General features: G+C 72.7%; 14 protein-coding genes. 4 read left to right on the top strand and 10 right to left on the bottom strand.

What is annotated here, in order from left to right:
* A complete protein-coding gene (locus ACFY7C_RS02315; RefSeq protein WP_389645887.1) occupies nt 1-1326 on the bottom strand; it encodes a cytochrome P450 in 1326 nt (441 codons plus the stop codon).
* A 365-nt stretch (nt 1327-1691) separates the two neighbouring features.
* Between ACFY7C_RS02315 and ACFY7C_RS02310 the strand changes: the two genes are divergently transcribed.
* Nucleotides 1692-2300, top strand: coding sequence for an SGNH/GDSL hydrolase family protein (locus ACFY7C_RS02310; protein ID WP_389642439.1), 609 nt, complete (start codon nt 1692-1694; stop codon nt 2298-2300).
* 107 nt (nt 2301-2407) lie between these two features.
* On the opposite strand, the gene ACFY7C_RS02305 is transcribed toward ACFY7C_RS02310, so the two are convergent.
* From ACFY7C_RS02305 to ACFY7C_RS02285, 5 genes are all read right to left on the bottom strand, one after another.
* Nucleotides 2408-3817 (bottom strand): FAD-dependent oxidoreductase, encoded by a 1410-nt coding sequence (locus ACFY7C_RS02305; RefSeq protein WP_389642436.1) that lies wholly within the window; start codon nt 3815-3817, stop codon nt 2408-2410.
* A gap of 82 nt (nt 3818-3899) precedes the next feature.
* Nucleotides 3900-5072 carry a polysaccharide pyruvyl transferase family protein gene (locus tag ACFY7C_RS02300; RefSeq protein ID WP_389642433.1) on the bottom strand — a complete coding sequence of 391 codons (1173 nt, stop codon included), beginning with the start codon at nt 5070-5072 and terminating at the stop codon, nt 3900-3902.
* A gap of 106 nt (nt 5073-5178) precedes the next feature.
* On the bottom strand, nt 5179-6030 hold the full coding sequence (locus tag ACFY7C_RS02295) for an MBL fold metallo-hydrolase (protein ID WP_389642430.1): 852 nt from the start codon (nt 6028-6030) through the stop codon (nt 5179-5181).
* A 175-nt stretch (nt 6031-6205) separates the two neighbouring features.
* Entirely contained in the window at nt 6206-8734 is a 2529-nt protein-coding gene (locus ACFY7C_RS02290; protein ID WP_389642428.1) for a SpoIIE family protein phosphatase, read from the bottom strand.
* Complete coding sequence (locus ACFY7C_RS02285; RefSeq protein WP_389642425.1) at nt 8731-10935, bottom strand: SpoIIE family protein phosphatase; 2205 nt, start codon at nt 10933-10935, stop codon at nt 8731-8733. Before ACFY7C_RS02285 ends, ACFY7C_RS02290 begins: the two co-directional genes overlap by 4 nt.
* 294 nt (nt 10936-11229) lie before the next feature.
* Here ACFY7C_RS02285 and ACFY7C_RS02280 point away from each other — a divergent pair, with 294 nt between their 5' ends.
* The 3 genes from ACFY7C_RS02280 to ACFY7C_RS02270 all read left to right on the top strand — a co-directional run bounded on the left by ACFY7C_RS02280 (nt 11230) and on the right by ACFY7C_RS02270 (nt 15300).
* Nucleotides 11230-12612, top strand: coding sequence for a globin domain-containing protein (locus ACFY7C_RS02280; RefSeq protein WP_389642423.1), 1383 nt, complete (start codon nt 11230-11232; stop codon nt 12610-12612).
* Nucleotides 12609-13445, top strand: a complete 837-nt coding sequence (locus tag ACFY7C_RS02275; RefSeq protein WP_389642420.1) for a pyridoxamine 5'-phosphate oxidase family protein — start codon at nt 12609-12611, stop codon at nt 13443-13445. Before ACFY7C_RS02280 ends, ACFY7C_RS02275 begins: the two co-directional genes overlap by 4 nt.
* Before the next feature lie 124 nt (nt 13446-13569).
* Nucleotides 13570-15300 carry a hypothetical protein gene (locus tag ACFY7C_RS02270; RefSeq protein WP_389642417.1) on the top strand — a complete coding sequence of 577 codons (1731 nt, stop codon included), beginning with the start codon at nt 13570-13572 and terminating at the stop codon, nt 15298-15300.
* A 235-nt stretch (nt 15301-15535) separates the two neighbouring features.
* Here ACFY7C_RS02270 and ACFY7C_RS02265 read toward each other — a convergent pair whose 3' ends face one another.
* From ACFY7C_RS02265 to ACFY7C_RS02250, 4 genes are all read right to left on the bottom strand, one after another.
* Entirely contained in the window at nt 15536-16192 is a 657-nt protein-coding gene (locus tag ACFY7C_RS02265) for a lysophospholipid acyltransferase family protein (protein WP_389642414.1), read from the bottom strand.
* A gap of 214 nt (nt 16193-16406) precedes the next feature.
* Nucleotides 16407-17984, bottom strand: coding sequence for a polysaccharide lyase family 1 protein (locus tag ACFY7C_RS02260; RefSeq protein ID WP_389642411.1), 1578 nt, complete (start codon nt 17982-17984; stop codon nt 16407-16409).
* Between the two features lie 202 nt (nt 17985-18186).
* The gene (locus tag ACFY7C_RS02255; protein WP_389642408.1) at nt 18187-19221 is read right to left on the bottom strand and encodes a glutathione S-transferase family protein; all 1035 of its coding nucleotides are present in this window, start codon (nt 19219-19221) and stop codon (nt 18187-18189) included.
* On the bottom strand, nt 19211-20428 hold the full coding sequence (locus ACFY7C_RS02250) for a YihY/virulence factor BrkB family protein (RefSeq protein WP_389642406.1): 1218 nt from the start codon (nt 20426-20428) through the stop codon (nt 19211-19213). The genes ACFY7C_RS02255 and ACFY7C_RS02250 overlap by 11 nt, the downstream gene beginning before the upstream one ends.
* Nucleotides 20429-20594 lie beyond the last annotated feature (166 nt).

The following is a 20594-nucleotide window of genomic DNA, read 5'->3' as shown; positions in this document are numbered from 1 at the left end:
TCAGCCCTCGTCCTCGTCCGTGTCCCAGGTCACCGGAAGCCGGTGCACCCCGTAGATGTTCATGTCCGTCCGCAGCGGCACCTCCTCCGCGGGCACGGCCAGCCGCAGCGTGGGGAACCGCCTGAGCAGCGCGGGCAGTGCCACCGTCAGCTCCACACGGGCCAGTTGCTGTCCGAGGCACTGGTGGATGCCGTGCCCGAAGCCCAGATGGCCGGTGGCCTTGCGGTGCAGGTCGAGGACGTCGGGGTCGGGGAACCGCTCCGGGTCCCGGTTGGCCGCCTCGAAGGAGAGGGTGACGCTCTCGCCCGCCCGGATCAGCCGCCCGTCCATCTCGACGTCCTCCAGCGCGGACTTCACACCGGTGTGCGCGACGGTCAGATAGCGCATCAGTTCCTCGACGGCCTGCGGGGCGAGGTCCGGATCGGTGCGCAGCGCCTCGGCCTGGGCCGGGTTGGCGAGCAGCGCGAACGTACCGTGGGCGATCATGTTGGCGGTGGTGTCGAGCCCCGCGGCGAGCAGGAAGCCACCGACGCCTTCCAGTTCCTCGTCGGTGAGGTCGGAGTCCCGGGCCAGATCGCCCAGCAGGTCGTCGGAGTGCTCGGCGCCCGCGGTCACCGCGGCACCGGCCGCACCGGCTCCACTCGTGCCACTCGTGCCACTCGCGGCACTCGTGGCGCGCTTGGCCGCGAGTCGCTTGGCCGCGACCAGTTCGGCCATGTAGTCCTGGAGGCCGACGAAGGCGGCGTACCGCTCCTCGGGCGTCACCTCCATCGCCATGAGCGTGTGCGCGTGGTGCTGGAAGCGCTCGCGGTCGGCGTACGGCACCCCGAGCAGCTCGCAGATCATCAGCGCGGGAAGGGGCCGGGCGAACGCCTCCACCAGGTCGACGCCCGGCCCGCCGCGCTCCATCGCGTCCAGGTGCTCGGCGGTGATCTCCTCGGCGCGCGCTGCCAGTCGCCGCATCCGGCGGACGGTGAACCGGCCCGCGAGGAGCCGCCGGAACCGGGTGTGCTCGGGTGCGTCCATCCCGGTCATGTCCCCGACGGGAGCCGGCGGGATCGGGCCCTCCGGGCCGCCGGGAAAGGGGTGGTGCAAGAGCTCGTAGCGCGAGCTGAAGCGCGGATCCCCGAGGATCGCGCGGATCGTGGAGTGGCCGGTGGCCAGCCAGCCCGCATGCCCGTCGGGGTACGTCATCCGGGCCAGTGGCCGCTGCTCGCGGATCTCCGCCAGACCGGTGGGCGGGTCAAAGGGGCAGCCGGCGGCGCGCTGCGTGGGAAGCGTGACCGGCTCGGTGGCGTCGGCGTGGGGCGACGGTTCGTGCTGCACGGTGTCCTCCGTGGAAGAGGCGAGGGAGAAGGTGGCGAGGTGGCGCCATTCGGTGCCATGTGGAGCCATGCCTGACGCCATGGCGTCAGGCGGTACTGCTTCAGCTAACTCCGGTTTCGTCTCGCGAAGTCGGAGCCCTTGCGAGCTCGGATCGGCCCGCAGGCGACCTCGCTCATGTCGCCATAGTGGCACCACTATGGCGCCAGAGCAAGTCATGATGGCGCCATGTGGCGTCACGTCTCGCCACCGGCGACGGGCGCTCGGGCGCCGTTGCGTTCACGATCTTGAACGGGCAGCATGGCCCACCGGCCCCGGCGGCGCGCTCATCAGGGACGCGCGGCGACCGGCCGCGGAAGGGAAACACCATGATCAGGCTGTCGGACGGCCCCATGACCTGGGTGGCGACCGGGGACAGCATCACCCAGGGCGTGCTGCACACCCACGGCGCCCGAAGCTGGGTGGAGCACCTGCACGAACGGGTCCGGTGGCAGCTGGAACGGCTCACCGACATCGTGGTCAACAGCGGTGTCTCCGCGTGGCGGGCGGTCGACGTGCTCGCGGCGCACGAGCGGCTGATCGGCCGGTTCGAACCCGATGTGCTGTCCGTCTCGCTCGGCACCAACGACTGCCTCGAAGGACCGGAAGGACTGCCCGAGTTCCACGACGCGATGCGCCGGATCGTCGCGGCGGCCGGCCCGCGCACGCAGGTCGTCCTGCACACGCCCGTCCTGGTCAGCGCCTCGGGCCGGGAGCGCCGTGCCGCGCTGCCCGACTACTGCCGGGCGGTACGGGAGATCGCGAAGGACACCGGAGCGCTGCTGGTCGACCACGAGGCCCACTGGCTGGAGCACTTCGGGACGGACGACCCGATCCCGTGGCTCGACGACCCGGCGCACCCCAACGCGGTCGGCCATCTCCGGATGGCGAACCACACCCTGCGCACCCTGGGCCTGGGCGAGCTGGACCCGCTCTGACCGGGACCGGGACCGGGGACCCGGGACCCGGCAGCCCGAGACCCAGGGCCGCGGATCCGGGCCGCGATCCGGGGCCGGGATCCGGGAGCCACCTGCCCCGGCCCCGGCTACCGCAGGCTGGCGCCCTGCGCGCGGAGCTCCCGCTGGACCGCCTCGACTGAGACCTCGCGGGGCAGCCGGCCCCGGGCGGAGGCGAGGGCGGCGCAGACGCCGGCCGCCTGACCCGTCGCCATCGAGATGGGCATGACGCGGTACGAGGAGTGGGCCACGTGGTCCCCCGAGATGCAGCGGCCGGCGACCAGGACCCGGTCCACGCCCCTCGGGATCAGGCAGCGCAGTGGGATGTCGTACGACGCGCCGCGCGGGAGCCGTCGCAGCGTGGTGCCGCGGCCGCTCGGATTGTGGATGTCCACGGGATAGGCGCCGCGGGCGATGGCGTCGTCGAACGTGCGCGCCGTGAGCACGTCCTCCCCGGTGAGCTCGTACTCGCCCAGGATCCGCCGCGTCTCGCGGACCCCCACCTGGACCCCGCTCTGCACCACGTACGACTGGCCGAAGCCCGGCACCCGCCCGCGCAGGAAGCGGGCGATCTGCTCCATCTGGCGGTGGGCGGCGAACTCCGCCCGGGTCAGGTCCCAGACACTGGTGCCCAGCACCTCGGTGACCCGGGTGGAGTTGACCGCGACCTCGCCGGCGTTCGGGGTGGCGAAGAAGAGCATGTCCTCCCGGGGCAGGTCCAGCTCGCCGGCGTCGGTGGCCGCGCGGACCAGGTCCCACAGCCCGTGCACGCCCTTCCACTGGTCCGGATGGGACCGGGCATAGTTCGCGAACTCCTCCTGGTCGAAGCGGACCATGCGGAACATCAGCGTCATGGGCTGCGTCCAGCCGTCCTCGGGACGCCCGATGTCGTACGAGGCCCCGGCCGCCGCGGCGATGTCGCCGTCACCGGTGCAGTCCACGATCACGTCGGCGTCGATGACCAGCGGACCCGACTTGGTCTCGAACACGGCCCGGGCGCGGTCCGGCAGCGGGACGACACCGGAGGCGAAGGCGTGCAGCAGCGTGCGCACCTCGTGCTTCTCCAGCAGGTCGTACACGACCAGCTTGAACAGCTCCGCGTCGAAGGGCACCGTGTAGCCGGTCTCTACCGAGGGCCGGATCGCCGCCCCCGCCCGCACCAGCTGTTCGAGGAGCACCCACAGCACGCCTCCGACGACCGGCTCGCCCTCGCCGTGGTCGGGCGGCAGCAGCCGGGCCGCGTCCCCGGCGACGGCCTGCTTGACCTCGTTGTGGAAACTCATCAGCGGCATGACGAGCGCGGCGGTGGCGTTGCCGCCGAGGAAGCCGTAGCGCTCCACCAGGATGACCTGGGCGCCCGCGTTCGCGGCGCCGAGGGCCGCACCGATCCCGGCGGGCCCGCCGCCGATGACCAGCACCTGCGTGGAGCCCGCGTGCAGGGCCTGGCGTGGCGGAAGCTCCACGTTCCGGGGAACGCGGGGCGGGTTCAGGTACGTCACATGATCTCCAGGGAGCCAGGACGGGCCGGGAACGGGGACGGGTGCGGGGGCGGGACCGCGGGCCGGGACGGCCGGGGCGGCGTCAGCCGACGGGGGCCAGGGGCGGTGGCGACGGATCGGAGAGCAGCGGCGGCGGAGCGATGCGGTCCAGGTAAGCCAGGAAGCGTTGGGCCGTCACGTCCGCCCGCAGCCGCATGTCCGCGGTCCGGGCGGCCGTCTCGGCCAGACGAGCCGGCCGCTCGTCCCACAGACGGTCCACCTCGGCAAGCAGCAGACCGACGTTCTCCCGCACCACACCCCGCAGGGCGGGCGCGCCGATCTGCTGGGCGAAGTCGAAGACCTTGCCCGCGTACGGCAGCGGCAGCAACGGGACACCGGACAGCGCCGCGAAGATCAGGAAGTGCAGCCGCATGCCGATGGCCAGATCCAGCTCCTTGACGATGTCGAGCACCTGCTGCGGACGCGAGGCGCCCCGCAGGACCGTGCACGCTCCCGCGTCGGCCATGTGCGAGGCCACGGCGTGCGCGTGCCGGATGTCGTCGCGCTCCATCGGCACGAAGACGACATGGGCGTTCAGCCGGTTCACCAGGAAGTCACCCACATGGGCGAGGAGTTGGTGATAGCCCTCCTCGTCGAGGTGCTCGGCCGCACGGCCCGGCTCCCGCACGCTCATTCCGACCAGCCGCACACCGCTCGGCACGGCCTCGGCCCGCAGCAGCTCCTGCCCGCCGTCACCGGGCCGCAGCAGCAGCGCCGGGTCGGCGGTCACCGTGATGGGGCGCTCCAGGCCGGCCTCTTCGAGGACCACCTTCGACTCCTCGTCGCGGACCGTCACCTCGGCCGCGTCGGTGAGCGTGGTGCGGACCCAGTTGCAGTCCACCTCGTCGGTCAGCGGGCCCGCGCCCACCGCGTAGGTGAAGACGGGAACGCCGTAGCCCTGGGCGGTGCGCACCAGTCGCAGATAACGGCGTGCCTCGGTGTTGTAGAGGATGCCGCCGCCGCCGAGCACGAGCACGTCGAGCCGCCTCAGGTGCTCGGAGGTCCGTTCTCTCGTCAGACCCTCCCAGCCGACCACCTCGACGTCCGGCCGGATGCTGCGGCTGTATTCGGGGTTGCGGGAGAACACCACGACACGGACATCCGGTCGTGCCGCCCGCAAGCGGTCCAGCATGGCGGTGAGGATCGCCTCGTCGCCCACGTTCCGTCCCCCGTAGGAGCCCAGCACTCCCACGGTGACTTCGCTGTCGTCGCCCATGATCGCCTCTCGTGCCCGGTGCGCTTACTCCTACACCAGTTCACCCCATCGCGAGATTTACGCATCTCGGGACGACTCCTCGGTCTCGTCCGCGCGGCGGCGCCGCTCACGTCGCCGACGGCCGCGGCTGCTCCGGCGGAACCGAGCTCTCGGCGATCGCCATCCACTGGTCCAGGTCGGACTGGGTGAACTCGGTCCACGGTGGGATGTCGGGGAGCCGGCGGAGAAGGTCGTAGGCCTCGGGGATCTGGTGGCCGCGCAGGACCGGGCAGTGGCAGCCGGCGATGACCTCGGCGTTCAGCTGTTGGAAGGCGGTGACGACCGCTCCGAACTTCTGGGCGTCCAGCAGGGCGACCCAGGGGGAGACCAGCCTTCCGCCGAAGAACTGGCCGTCGCGGAATTCGTCGGGCGACAGAGCTGCCGTTTCGGGCACGGGCGTCGGCACGTTCGTGGCGAAGGTGTCGACGGCCCACAGGACGTCGGTCTTCGAGTCGAAGAGGGCGCGGGTCGTGGGGTTGTCGTACAGGGGCGGTCGCTTGGCGACCAAGGTGCGGTCGCCCAAGTCGATCGTGTCGCCGTCGGTCATGAAGCGGCACCGGTTGATGGGGGTCTCCCACTCCTCAGCCATGCGGCCGATGGAGAACCAGGTCGTCAGCAGGGTCGCGTTCGGGCATTCCGCGAGGACCGCCAGGAGGTTGCCGGCGTGGTCGCGGTCGTCGTGAGTGAGGAAGATCCACCGTACGTCCAGGGGATCCACGACGGACCAGGCCGCTTCCAGCCACTGTGAGCGCACAGCGGGCGCCCCGGTGTCCACGATGACCGGTTCGGCTCCCCGGATCACCATCGAATTCATCGGGAAGTGGCCGACCGGTGGGGCCTCGAGGGCCCAGGGGATGACGAACGTCTCCTCGGCGATCTTGTACGGCTGCAGAAGCTGGAAGCTTTCCATGGTCGTCATCGCTGCTCTCCTTAAGGCGGAGTCGCCGCAGCGTCCATGAATCCAGTGCAGCCCCGTGCCGGGCCGTCGTCAAACGCAGACCTTGTGACGGGCGACCGGACGGCCACGTCCGGCCAACCGACCTACCGATCAACCGATCAACCGATCAAAGGACGCGCCCCAGGCGCCGGGCGCGTCATTCGCCCGTCGGCGGGAACTCCTGCTCCGCCCAGATGGTCTTGCCGCTGCGGCTGTAGCGGCTGCCCCAGCGGGTGGTGAGCTGGGCCACCAGATAGAGACCGCGGCCGCCCTCGTCGGTCAGCCGCGCCCGGCGCATCCGGGGGTGGGCGGCACTGGGGTCGGACACCTCGCAGATCAGCCGGCCCGCGCGGATCAGCCGCACCTCGATCGGCCCTCCGGCGTACCGGACCGCGTTGGTGACCAGTTCGCTCAGCACCAGCTCGGTGGTGAACACGAGCTCCTCCAGCCCCCACGCGCGCAGCCGGGCCGTGGCCGCCTCCCGTACGGTGCCGACCGCCGCCGGATCGGCGTCGATCGTCCAGATCGCCGCGTCCTCGGCCGGTACGGCCCGGGTACGGGCGAGCAGCAGCGTCACGTCGTCGGCGAGGCCGTCCGCGGGGCGGCCCGCGACGATCTCACGGGCGATTTCGCGCAGCGGCCGGGTGAGGGCGCCGGGGCGGGCCAGACGGGCGGCGAGGTCGGCCATGCCCTTGTCCAGGTCGCCGTCCGGCCCCTCGATCAGTCCGTCGGTGAACAGGGCGAGCACGCTGCCCGGCGCCAGGTCGACCTCCGTCGCCTCGAACGGCAGACCGCCGACGCCCAACGGAGGTCCCGGATCGACCGGAAGGTACGCCACCCGGCCCTCCGGGTCCGCGACGGCGGGCGGCGGATGGCCCGCGGACGCCACCACACAGCGCAGGGACACCGGGTCGTAGACCGCGTAGGCGCAGGTCGCGCCGGTGGGGGAGGAGACATGGCGGGCACCCCACTCGCGGTCCTCCTCCTCGTCCTTCCCCCGAGGCCCGTCCCGCCCGTCGTCCGCGCGGTCCTCACGGTCCTCCCGGTCGGTCTCCTCGGGTTCGGCGAGCAACTGGGAGACCAGGTCGTCGAGATGGGTGAGCAGCTCGTCCGGTTCGAGGTCGAGGTCCGCGAGGGTACGGACGGCCGTGCGCAGCCTGCCCATGGTGGCGGTGGCCGCGAGGCCGTGGCCGACGACGTCTCCCACCACGAGGGCCACCCGCCCCGACGACAGCGGAATCACGTCGAACCAGTCGCCGCCGACGCCGGTCGTCGTGTCGGCGGGAAGGTACACGCCGGCGGTGGTCGCCGCGGCGGTCTCGGTCTGTGTGGGCGGCAGCATGCTGCGCTGGAGACCGACGGCCGCGCGCCGCTCGCGGGTGAAGCGGCGGGCGTTGTCCAGGGCGAGCGCCGCACGGTCGGCGATCTCGCGCAGCAGGTCCCGGTCCGCCTTCTCGTACGGGCCGCGGTCGGCGTGGCGGCCGACGGACACCCGGCCGAGCACGATGCCCCGGGCGCAGAGCTGAGCCGCCATGGTCACCGGGTAGCCACCGACATAGGGCCGCCCGGCACCACTGCCGGTGTCCGTACCGCTGTGGGAACCGGCCGCCGGTCCGGCCGCGGGCACGGCGCCGTCGTCGACACCCGCACCCGCCCCGCGGCCGCCCTCGCCCGCGACGTCGCTCGCGGGCCGACCCGCCACGGCCGTACGGCGGAGCGCGAGCCGCCCCTCCCGGTCGGGCACCGGCTCCTCGCCCAGGGACACCGCGTCCGCGATCTCCACGACGGCGAGGTCGCCGAGGCCGGGCACCAGCGCGGCGGCCAGTTCCCCGCCCGTGTCCCGGACCGAGAGCGAACCGCCGACCCGCGCCGTGGCGTGGTGCAGCAGTGCCAGCCGCTCGCTCGAACGGCGCAGCTCCGTCTCGTCGGTGAAGAGGGCCGTGACGCCCAGGACCTGTCCGTCGGGAGCCTGCAACCGGAACGCCGTGATCGCGATGACCACCCCGCCGGCGGGATCCTCGACGGTGCGCAACAGCTCCTCGGCCCGGATCAGCGGCCGCCCCGTCCGCAGGACGTGGCGCAGTTTCTCCTCCACCGCGGCCGCGTCCCCGGGCCACAGGAAGTCGCCCAGCCGGCGGCCGCTCAGATCGGACGGCACCCCCGTGTACGGCAGCAGATGCGTGTTGGTCCGCAGCAGCCGCAGCGCGGGGTCGAACACCGCGAGCCCCACCCGGTCCTGGAGGAAGAGCTCCGTGATGAACGCGCGGTCCTCGTGCCAGCGGGCCGCCAGGGACGCCGCGGTGGCCAGGACGAGACACCCCGCCCCGCCGTTCCCCGCGCCCGCCATCGAGTCCGCCGCCCGGTGTCCACCGCTCCCCGCGTCGCCGTCGCCGTCGAGGGCGAAGACGCGGAAGACGACGGGCACGTCCTCGCCCCGGCCCGAGCGCAGCACCGTCTCGCCGCCCCTGGCCCCCCGCCCGTACGCCTCCAGCAACGCCGGCCAGGCCGCCGGATCCGCCAGGAGGGCGCGTGCCGGCCGGCCCACGACCTCGGCGGCCGACCGGCCGAGGAGCGCACCGGCCTCCGGCGTCCAGCCGCTGACCCGGCCGCGCCCGTCGAGCAGGACCCCGGCCGTGCCCTCGGGGAAGGGCGGGAAGCCGTCACCGGGGAAGGGCGTGTCGCTCACGGTCCCCCCTCCTCGCGCTCTTCCGCACGGTCGTCCGCTCGGACAGGCTTCTGGTCGTCGTCCTCGCCGCCGTCCTCGTCCTCGCCGCCGTCCTCGTCCTCGGCCTCGGCCTCGGCCTCGGACAACGCGTGGGCGCGGGCGATCAGCAGCGCCACGTCGTCGTGGTCGTCCGGGCCGCGCAGCGCGCCCAGGAGCAGATCGCAGGTCTGCTCCAGCGGGAGCGAGGACGACAGGGCCAGCAGGTCGGTGAGGGCCGCGAGCCGGACGTCGATGTCCTGGTCGCGGGTCTCCACCAGGCCGTCGGTGTAGAGCACCAGCTCGTCACCCGCCTCGAACGGGATCTCCACGGTCTCGAAGGGGACACCGCCGACACCCAGGGGTGCTCCGGTGGGCAGGTCGAGCAGCCGGGGCGCCCGGTCGGCCGGGACGTGGACGGGTGGGGGATGGCCCGCGTTGGCGATGCGGCAGACCCTCCGCCGGGGGTCGTAGACCGCGTACACGCAGGTGGCCATCGCCTCGTCCAGACCCGCGACCGTACGGTCCAGGTGGGTGAGGACCACGGCCGGCGACAGGCCGAGGGCGGCGAGCGTACGGGCCGCGGTGCGCACCTGCCCCATGGTGGCGGCCGCGTTGATTCCGCTGCCCATCACGTCACCGACGACGAGGGCCGTCTCGCCGCCGGGCAGCGGGATCGCGTCGAACCAGTCCCCGCCGACCTCGACCGCCGCGGACGCCGGCTGATAGCGGTAGGCCGCGTCGAGTCCGTTCAGCCGGGCCGGTCCGTGCGGCAGCAGATGGCGCTGCAGGGCCAGGGCGGCCTGGCTCTGGTGCCGGTACCAGCGGGCGTTGTCGATCGCGACCGCGGCACGGGCCGCCAGCTCCCCGGCGAGCAGGACGTCGTCCCGGTCGAACGGCAGGGAGTTGCGGGCCCGCTTGAGGTCGAGCACGCCGAGGACCACGCCCCGGGCGCGCAGCGGCACGGCCAGGTAGGAGTGCACGCCCGCCTGCCGCAGCAGCCGCGCGGCGGAGTCGGCCCGGGCGATGCGGGCCAGGTCGTCGTCGGTGACGCGCTCGACGAGGACCGGACGGCCGGTGCGGGCGCACTGGGTGACCAGGCGTTCGGCGCCGTAGCGGGCCGGTTCGCCGACCGGGTCGGCCGCCTCCTGCGCCGGAGTGGGATAGGCGGCTTTGACCGCGAGCGCCCGGAACACCGCCGGACCCGAGGCGCGCGTCCCGCCGGGATGCGGACCGGTCAGGATGTCCTCCAGGACGTCCACCGCCGCGATGTCGGCGAACTCCGGCACCACCAGGTCCGCCAGCTCATGCGCGGTCAGATCCAGGTCCAGGGTGGTGCCGACCCGCTCGGAGGCGTCCGCGATCACCGCGAGGCGGCGTCTGGCCCGCGCGGCCGCGCGGGCGGCGTGGTGCTGGTCGGTGATGTCCACGACCGAGGCGGCGACCCCGACCACCCGCTGCGCCGAGGTCTCCAGGCGGTACAGCGACATCGACCAGATCTGCTGTCTCCCGCCGGGTCGCAGGGGGCCCCGCACGCTCCGGGACAGCAGGGGCGCCCCTGTCTCCAGCACCTCGCGGATCGCCGACTCCACCACGTCGGCGTCCGGCGTCGGGACCGCCTGACGGAACGTGCGGCCCAGATGGGCGTCGGCGCTCCGGCCGTCGATCCGCTCCAGCGCGGGGTTCACGAGCACGAACCGCAGGTCCAGGTCCAGCACCGCCAGGCCGATCGGGGAATGGGCGACCAGACGGGAGGACAGGGCGAGGTCCTGCTCCACCCGTCTGACCGTGGCCCCGTCCGTGGCGAGTCCGAGCGCGTAGCGGCGCCCCAGGGAGTCGAGCAGACGGGTGTTGCGGAACTCGACCGGGATCGTTCGGCCGTCCTTGTGACGCACCGGGAAGACACCGGCCCACGGGCCGCCGCCCGACATGACCTGCTCGAACAGGGCCAGCACCCGGTCCCGGTGCCGCTCCTCGACCAGGAGCCGCGCCGCCGGGCGGCCCAGTGCCTCCTCCGCCGGGTAGCCGAAGATCGTCTCCGCCTGCGGACTCCACAGGACGATCCGCCCCGACGCGTCCAGGACGACCGCCGCCACTCCGAGCACATCGAGAAGCCCGCCGGGTTCCACGGCGAGCTCACCGTTCGCCGGGTCCGGGCCGGCAGGGGGAAGGGCCGCCGCGCTCATCCTCTCCATCATCGCGCCGCGGGAGCGGACCGCCAGTCGTCCGGCGGTGCGCAGGGGGATGTGAAGAAGTTCGGGTGACGCCGTGACTATTCCGTCGTGGATTCCTTGGGCCTTCGAGTATCGAACACGAATCGACACCTGTCGAACTCATCGGTAACCCTCTCTGACCAGCGGTAACGCGCCGAACTCACGAGCGGGCACGGGTATCCCGTCCCTTCAGACGGCCGATGTATGGTCGGGCCGCCCTGGAACAGGTGGGCGTGAAGGCGAGGCAATTCGAGGCGAGGCACACCGATGGAAGCTCCGACCACTCCGTCGTACGGCGGCGACAGCCAGGGCGGCGGTTGGTTCACGCGCCGGCCCACACAGAGCCCTGACCCTTCCCGTGCGCAGGACCCTTCCCGTACGCCGGACTCCTTCGCGCCGAACCCGTCGCACGCACCGAACCCGTCGCAGGCGCCGGACCCGGACGCGCCCAAGTCGTCCCAGGCAGCGCAGGCACCCCCGGCGCACCCCAGGCCCGAACCGTCGGACACGTCGGACACGTCAGACACGTCGGACTCCGCGCTCCTGCGCCGCACCATGGCCGAGATCGAGCCGATCGCCGACCAGGTCACCTCGTATTTCTACGCCCTGCTCTTCCTCCGCCACCCCGAGCTGCGGGAGCTCTTCCCCGCGGCGATGAACACCCAGCGCGACCGCCTGTTCAAGGCGCTGCTCACCGCCGCGACCCACGCGGACGACGCCGCGACCCTGACCACGTACCTGACCCATCTCGGCCGCGGTCACCGGAAGTACGGCACCCGCCCCGAGCACTACCCGGCCGTCGGCGAAGCCCTGATCGGAGCCCTCACCCGCTACGCGCCCGCCGTATGGGGGCCGAGGACCGAAGCCGCGTGGGTGGCCGCGTACACCACCATCTCGCAGATCATGATCGACGCGGCGACCGAGGACGAACTCCGTTCGCCCGCCTGGTGGCAGGCCGAGGTGGTAGCCCATGAGATGCGGACGCCGGACATCGCGGTCGTCACGGTCCGGCCCGACCAGCCCTACCCCTTCCTCGCCGGGCAGTACACAGCCCTGGAGACCCCCTGGTGGCCCCGCGTCTGGCGGCACTACTCCTTCGCCTCCGCGCCCCGCTCCGACGGACTGCTGTCCTTTCACGTCAAGGCCGTTCCGGCGGGCTGGGTCTCCAACGCCCTCGTGCACCGCGCCCGTCCGGGCGACGTCATCCGGCTCGGCCCTCCCGCCGGCTCCATGACCGTGGACCACAACAGCGACAACGGGCTGCTGTGCCTCGGCGGCGGCACCGGCATCGCGCCCATCAAGGCCCTCGTCGAGGACGTGGCCCGGCACGGCCGGCGCCGCTCCGTCGACGTCTTCTACGGCGCCCGCCAGAACCACGGCCTGTACGACATCGAGACGATGCTCCGGCTCCGGCAGTCACATCCCTGGCTGTCGGTCCGACCGGTCGTCGACGACGGCCCCGGCGGCCTGCCCACCGGCGGACTTCCCGACGCCATCCGCGAACACGGCCCGTGGCACACCCACGACGCCTATCTGTCCGGCCCGCCCGGAATGATCCGCCGCGGTGTCGAGGCCCTGATGGGCGTCGGCATCCCCACCCACCGCATACGACACGACTCCATAGAGGAACTGGTCGGGGCAACCACGTGAGCACTTTCCAGCAGGACCCGAGCACCTTCGCACAGACCGGGCAGCTGCCGACGGCGACGCCCCTGCGCACCACCCGCCCGGGCAGCGACGGCGAACACCTCGTCCAATGGCGCATGGGCACCACCGAACGCGCCGACCGCTTCTACGCCGAACAGGTCCTCGACCGGCTGAACCCCCGCATGCGCGAGTTCACGGCGCGGCAGGAGATGTTCTTCCTCGCCACCGCCGACCGCCACGGAGACTGCGACAACACCTTCCGCGCCGGCCCGCCCGGCTTCCTCCACGTCCTGGACGACAGGACCCTCGCCTACCCCGAGTACCGGGGCAACGGCGTCCACGCCAGCCTCGGCAACATCGAGGAGAACCCGCACGTCGGCATCCTGATGGTCGACTTCCTCCGCGACCGCATCGGCCTCCACGTCAACGGCCGGGCCAGGGTCCTCCCCGACGACGAGATGCGCCGCGCCCACCCCGACGCCGACCTCCCCGTCGACCCGGTGCCCGGCCGGCGGGCCCTCGTCTGGGTCGAGATCGCCGTCGACGAGGCGTACATCCACTGCGCCAAGCACATCCCGCACCTCCAGAAGGTTCCCGCGCGAGGCGCCGACCGGTCCTGGGGCACGGACGACGCCAAGCGCAAGGGCGGCGACTTCTTCGGCGCGGCCGCCGAGGCGCCGGAGCGCGGCCCGTTCGTGCCACCGCCCCGCGCGGACGCGGCGACCTGGCGGGCCGACCCGGCGACCTGGCGCGCGGCGGCCGAGACGGTCCTGGCGAAGGCCGATTCCGCCGCCGGGGCACGGACGTTCAGCGGTTGGTTCAGTCGCAGCACCTGATGAGCCGCTCAGGTGAAGGCGGCACCACTCCCCGCGTGGCGCGGACCGTGCCGCCCCCGAAGGGCTGTCAGGCCCTTGGTATGACGGGCACGTTCCGCAGCCATGACCGAAAGGTGCTGCCACCGTGCCACCCACCCCCCACCGGGCGCCGTCCGAGACACCGCTCCCGCGCCCCGAGCCCGGCCGGACGCGCCGGCTGACGGCGGCGCTCCTCACCGGAGCCCTGCTGACGGTGCCCCTGACCGCCGTCGCCCCGGCGGCCCACGCGGCCGTCGTCATCGACGAATACCCCGTCCCCACTTCCGCCGGCGCCCCGGTCGGCATCACCAGCGGGCCGGACGGCGCCCTGTGGTTCACCGAGGCCGGCGGCAACAACATCGGCCGGATCACGACGGACGGGACCATCACCGAATTCCCGCTGCCCGGGGAGTTCAGCACCCCGCACGAGATCACCACGGGGCCGGACGGCAACCTCTGGTTCACGATGCAGCACTTCGATTCCAGGATCGGCAGGATCGAGACGAACGGCACGGTCACCGAGTTCCCCGTGCCCACCCCGTTCGCCGACCTCACGGGCATCACCGCCGGTCCGGACGGCGCGCTGTGGTTCACGGAGGAGAACGGCAACAAGATCGGCCGGATCACCACGAGCGGCGAGATCACCGAACACCCCGTGCCGACCGAGATCGCCCAGCCGACCGACATCACGACGGGTCCCGACGGCAACCTGTGGTTCGTCGAACTCGCCGGCAACAAGATCGGCCGGATCACCACGAGCGGCGAGATCACCGAGTACCCGCTGCCGGACGGGGGAGCGCCGACCGGCATCGCCACCGGCCCGGACGGCGCCCTGTGGTTCACCGAGTTCGGCGGGAACAGGATCGGCCGGATCACCACCGCCGGCGTCATCACCGAGTACGCCGTGCCCACCGAGATCAGCGCCCCCGAGGACATCGCCGCCGGCCCGGACGACAGCCTGTGGTTCACCGAGCGCAACAGCGGAAAGATCGGACGCATCAGCACGGCCGGAGTGATCGCCGAATTCCCCCTGCCGTCCTCCGAGAGCAGCCCTTGGGGCATCACGACCGGCCCCGACGGCGACATCTGGTTCGCCGAGGCCTCGGACCGGATCGGCAGCGTGCGCCTCGCCCACACCGACCTCGGCGTCACCAAGTCCGACGCGGGGTCCGACCCCGCCCAGGAGGAGCAGACCGTCGCGTACACCCTCACGGCGACCAACCACGGCCCGGAGACCGCCGAGGGCGTCGTCCTGCAGGACACCCTGCCCGCCGGGGTCCGGTTCGCCTCCGCGTCCGCCGGATGCACCGTCTCCGGATCCACGCCGGAGGTGGTCACCTGCGAGATCGGTACGCTGCCGGCCGGCACCGACGCCACGCGCACCGTCACGGTGCTCGCCGCCGCCGGCGGCGACTGGACCGACACGGCCGGGGTGGCCGGCGCCGTCTCGGACCCCGTCCCGGCCAACGACCTCGCGTCGGAGACGACCACCGTCCAGCCTCTGACCACGTGCTTCGGCGAACAGCCGACGATCACCGGCACTCCCGGCGACGACCGGATCACCGGCACCCCGCAGCGCGACGTGATCATGGCCCTCGCCGGAAACGACACCGTGACCGGTGCCTCCGGCGACGACCTCGTCTGCGGCGGCTTCGGCGCCGACACGCTCAACGGCGGCCCCGGCAACGACCACATGACGGGTGGCCCCGGCGACGACACCCTCATCGGCGAGAGCGGTCGCGACACCCTCGACGGCGGACCCGGAACCAACACCAACAACGGCGGCCGGGGCAACGACATCTGCGCCAACCCCAGCACGGGCCCCGGCTGCCCCTGAGCCGCAAGCGACAAGAGACAAGAGACAAGAGACAAGCGGCAAGCGGCAAGCGGCACGCCGTGACGCGTGAGCCGTCGGCCGTGAGCCGTACGAGTCGTCGGCGGTGCCAGGCGTGAGGCCGAAGCGGCGAGCGCCCCCGGGCCCCGGCAGCAGCACCCGCTGCCCGGGCCCGACGTGCGACGGGAGTCGATCCGCCGGCCGCCCGGCCCCAGGGGCCGCCTCGCCGGTCTCGCCCCTACACGGCGGACCTCGCCGTCAGCCGATCCACGGCGGTGCGCCACGCGGTGGTCACCGCGGCGTGGGCCTGGGCCGTCCTCGCCGGGCCGTCGCCGCTCAGCACGAGCGGCGCGCCGACGTGGACGTGGAGTCCGGGCCGCCGCAGCGGTGCGGTGGCGAGGCCGGCCACCTGCTTGGCCGTACCGCCCGAGACGACCCGGCGCGCACCCGCCTGACCGATCGGGACGACGGGGGCTCCGGTGCGGTCGGTGAGGCGGGCGATGCCGGTCCGGAAGGCCTCCGGCGGCGCCTCGCCCGCGTCCTTGCGTCGCGGGAGGCCGCCCTCGGCGTAGATCAGCACGATCCGTCCCCTGCCGAGCGCCGCAGCGGCGAGGTCGAGGGCGTCGGCGGCACGGTCGCTTCGGCGGTGCACCGGGATGTGGCCCTCGCGGGCCAGCGCCGTGCCGAGCCCGGGGATGCGCCACAGGCCCGCCGTCGCCGCGACGACCGGCTCGATGCCGAGGCGGTGCAGCGCGGCGAGGACGATCGCCGGATCGGCGAGCGAGGTGTGGTTGGCGACGACGATGCTGCCGGGGGCGAGGTCGACACGCGGGTCCGTGGTCACGGCGAGTCGGCCCACGGTCGGTACCAGGGCTCTGGAGATACGGCTGAGCACGTGCTGCTCCCCGGGGTCGGCGACGGGATGCCCTCATGCTCCGCCGCGGCGGCCACGTCGGCCTGAGCTCCGCTACTCACCCGCCGGCCGGGCCCGTACTCAGCGCGGGACGCCGGCCCGACGGGAGTGCCCGCCGGACCGGCGTCATGACACGGGAGGAAAGCCGGCCGTGCGGGCCGGACACGCCCGGCCCGCACGGCGTCGGTGCGGCCGATCAGCCCGCGTACGTCTCGAACTCGGCGACCTTCGGGGTGCCGGTCGAGCCGGTGATCTCGAAGGTGACCTTGCTCAGGGAGGTCCGCGGGAAGGTGACGGCGCCCGCGCCGGTGCCGGAGGCCAGCACGGCACCGGTGTCGGCGTTGCGGACCCGCCAGGTCCGGATGGTGCCCGCCGAGCCGGCGGCCTCCCGGATGGTGAGGGCCGCCACGGAGACGGGGGAGCCCCACTTGATCGAGATCGAGCCGGTCGAGCCGGCCGGCGACCAGTAGGTGCCCAGGTCGCCGTCGCGGACGTTGCCGTAACTCGTCCCGTCGGCCTTGCTGGAGCCGTCGGAGCCGGCGCCGATGCTCAGGTTCGTCCCGGTGGGCGGGGTCGCCGTCGAGGTCGGAACCGGTGTCGGGGACGTCGGGGTCGGGGCTGGTGTGGTGGCGGTCGCCGTCGGCGCGGGCGTCTGCGGCGTGCAGGAGCCGTCCGACACCAGCAGTCCCTTGCCGGCGCCCGCCGTCCGGCTCACCACGCCGGGCACGCACGAGGCCGGGTCGAGGGAGTACCCGTACGGGATGCTCACCGTGGTGGTCGACCGGACGTCCGGACCGGCGGGGTTGTAATCGGTGCCCGGGGCCGACCAGGTCACGTTGTCGAAGGTGTTGCCGCTCACCTGCCAGTAACCGGCCGCGTCGGTGTAGAAGGTGCCCAGGACGTCCTTGGAGTCCTCGAAGTAGTTGTTGTCCACCTTGGCGCGCGCTCCGGCGCGGGAGTTGATGCCGGACTCGTTGAGCCTCAGGTAGTGGTTGTCGTACATGTGCGCGACGCCGCCGCGGAGCAAGGGCGCGCGGGAGTCGATGTTCTCGTACAGGTTGTGGTGGTACGTGATGAAGCCGTTGGAGAGCTCGGTCTCGCTGGAGCCGACGAGGCCGCCGCGGCCCGAATTGCGCAGGACGCTGTAGGACAGCGTCACGTACTGGGTGTTGTCCTTCATGTCGAAGAGACCGTCGTAGCCCTCGGACTCCCCGCCCGACGCCTCCAGGGTGACGTGGTCGACCCAGACGTTGCGGACGCCGCTCTCCATGCCGATGGCGTCGCCGCCGTTGGAGACCGGCGAGCCGGACTTCTTGACGTTCCGGACGGTCACGTTCTGGATGATGATGTTGCGGGCCTCGCGGATGTGGATGCCGAGCTGGTCGAAGACTGCTCCGCCGCCGACGCCCACCAGCGTGACGTTGCTGATCTGCTTGAGCTCGATCACGCCGTCGGCGGTGTTGCAGCTGCCGCCCGACACCTTCGCGGTGTTGGCGTGGTTGATCGTCCCCTCGACCTCGATGACGATCGGGGTGCTGCTGCTCGCCCGGCCGCACAAGGCCGCGTGGATCTCGGTGCCGGTGGCGGCCCGTACGGTCCGGCCGCCCGCCCCGCCGGTGGTGCCGCCGTTCTGGGTCGCGTAGCCGGTGGCGCTCCCGGTCGTGGCCGCCGCCGAGGCCGAGGCCTGGGGCATCGCCACCACCACGCCGGCCACCGCCGCCAGGGCCATCGTGGCCAGGCCCGCGGAGAGCCGAACTGCCACTGGTCGTCTCATGGTCGTCTCCCGATGCGTCGTCGAATCAAGGCGCGCCCCGCCGAAGATAGAAAGCGCTTTCTGCGCTGCGCGCCGACGATAGGGGCGACACGGGCGACTGACAAGACCCGGCGCGACAAGACCGCGCGCGACAAGAGTCGGCACGGCCGCGCGCGACAAGAGGCGGCGCCGCGAGGATCACCGAGGGGGAGAAGGTGGCGGCTCAGGTCTCCTGGAGCGGCGGCACGCGCTCGGGCGGTGGAGGCGGGCCGGGTGGCGTGCCGTCGCCGAAGGGGCGGCCGCCGAGCGATTCCCGGCCGTGCGGCGAGAGCCAGTTGCGGGTGTCCGGGCCGCGGGGCACGACCCCGGTCGGGTTGATGTCGTGGTGGACGACGTAGTAATGCGCCTTGATCTGCGCGAAGTCGATCGTGTCGCCGAATCCCGGTGTCTGGAACAGGTCCCGTGCGTACGCCCACAGGGCCGGGAGCTCGGTCAGCTTCTGCCGGTTGCACTTGAAGTGGCCGTGGTAGACGGCGTCGAAGCGCGCGAGCGTGGGGAAGAGCCGCACATCGGCCTCGGTGAGGGTGTCGCCGACCAGGTAGCGCCGGTCGCGGAGCCGCTCCTCCAGCCAGTCGAGCCGCTCCCACAGGCGTCGGTAGGCCTGGTCGTACGCCGACTGGCTCCGGGCGAAACCGCACTGGTAGACGCCGTTGTTGACGTCCCGGTACACCTTGTCGGCCACGTCGTCGATCTCGTCGCGCCATCGCTCGGGGTAGAGGTCCGGCGCGCCGGCCCGCTGGTGGGCCGACCACTGGCTGCCGAGGTCGAGCGTGATCCGCTCGAAGTCGTTGGTCACCGCCTCGCCGGTGGGCACGTCGACGATCGTGGGCACGGTGATGCCGTGCGGGTAGTCGGGGTCGCGGCGGAGGAACGCCTCCCGCAGCCGTTCGATGCCGAGCACCGGGTCCCGGCCGCCCGGATCCAGATGGAAGGCCCAGCTCCGTTCGTCGTGCAGGGGCCCGGCGATGCCCATCGGCAGCGCGTCCTCCAGGCCCATCAGCCGCCGGACGATCGCGGCCCGGTTCGCCCACGGACAGGCCCTGGCGATGATCAGCCGGTAGCGCCCGGGCTCCACGGGATAGCCGTCCCGCCCGTCCGCCGTGATCCGCGTCGTGAGGTAGCTCCGGTCCCGCTCGTACGCGCCCTCGCCGCCCTTGCCACCGTCTTTGTCAACGTGATCGGCACCGTCACCGGTCATGGTCGTCCCGCGCCTCCCTCGGCCGCCCGCGGTCGGAACCCTCCGCGGGGCGCATCGTCCTCAGGTCCTCCTCGCTCCACGAGCGGGTGTCGCGCGGCTCGACGTACGGCTCCTCGTCCGGCGGCATGCCGCCGGCGACCGCCCGCTGGCGCAGCGCCTCGGCGTCGAACTCCAGGCCGAGCAGCACGGCCAGGTTGCTGATCCACAACCAGACCAGGAAGACGATGACGCCCGCCATCGTGCCGTAGGTCTTGTTGTACGAGGCGAACTCCGCCACGTAGAGGGCGAACCCGGCGGAGGCGACCATCCAGATCAGCAGCGCGAGGGCGCTGCCCGGAGTGATCCACCGCCAGCCCTTGACCTTGGCGTTCGGACTGGCCCAGTACAGAAGCGCGATCATTATCGTCACGAGCACCACCAGAACCGGCCACTTGGCGATCGACCACACCGTCAGCGCGGTGTCGCCGACGCCCAGCACATCGCCCGCGCGGCGCGCCACGTCACCCGACAGGACGACGATCAGGGCGCTCGCCGCCGCCATGAGCATGAGGGCCGCGGTCAGGGCCAGGCGGATCGGCAGGACCTTCCAGACCGGGCGGCCCTCAGGCACGTCGTAGACCTGGTTGGCGGCCCGCATGAACGCCCCGATGTAGGCGGAGGCCGACCACAGGGCGAGCACCAGGCCGACCACCGCCATGACGGCCCCCGTGCCCGTACCGCCCTGGAGGTTCTCCACGGCGCGGCCGAGCACGTCACGGGCCGGTCCCGGGGCCAGATCCCGCAGGGTGTCCAGCACCTTGTCGGTCGTCGACCGGCCGCTGAGACCGAGCAACGAGACCAGCACCAGCAGGCCGGGGAAGAGGGACAGCACGCCGTAGTACGTGAGGGCGGCGGCCCGGTCCGTCAGCTCGTCGGCCGTGAACTCCCGCAGCGAGCCCTTGAGCACCGCGAGCCAGGAGCGTCGCGGCAGCCCGGTCGGCGAGTCGGGAGCGCGCTCCTCGACCGCGGGGCCGGGGCCGACGTCCTCCGGATCCGGTGGCGTACGGGTCGGGTCGCCGTCACCGGAGCCGCCCGCGCCCGCGGGCTCTTCCGCCCCGCGGCCGTGCGCCGTGCGGTCCTCGGGCGTGCGGTATTCCGCCGTCCGGTCGTGCGCCGTGCGGTCCTCGGGCGCGCGATCTTCATGAGGGTGGGGATTCCGATCGGCCATGCCGGGGCGGCTACCCGCATCGGCGAGACGTACGCGCGGCGCCCCCCGGCCGGGCGAAACAGGCGAAAAGGGGTGGATGTCCGACCGGGCCTCGGGTAGTCGACCCCAGACCGGACCGGACCGGCTCGGATACCGGAAACCAGACCGGACCGGACCGGACCGGCTC

This window comes from Streptomyces sp. NPDC012769 (genome assembly GCF_042901205.1).
Lineage (GTDB): Bacteria > Actinomycetota > Actinomycetes > Streptomycetales > Streptomycetaceae > Streptomyces.
The sequence above is the reverse complement of the archived record's forward strand: the minus strand, read 5'-3'. Positions and strand labels throughout refer to the sequence as shown.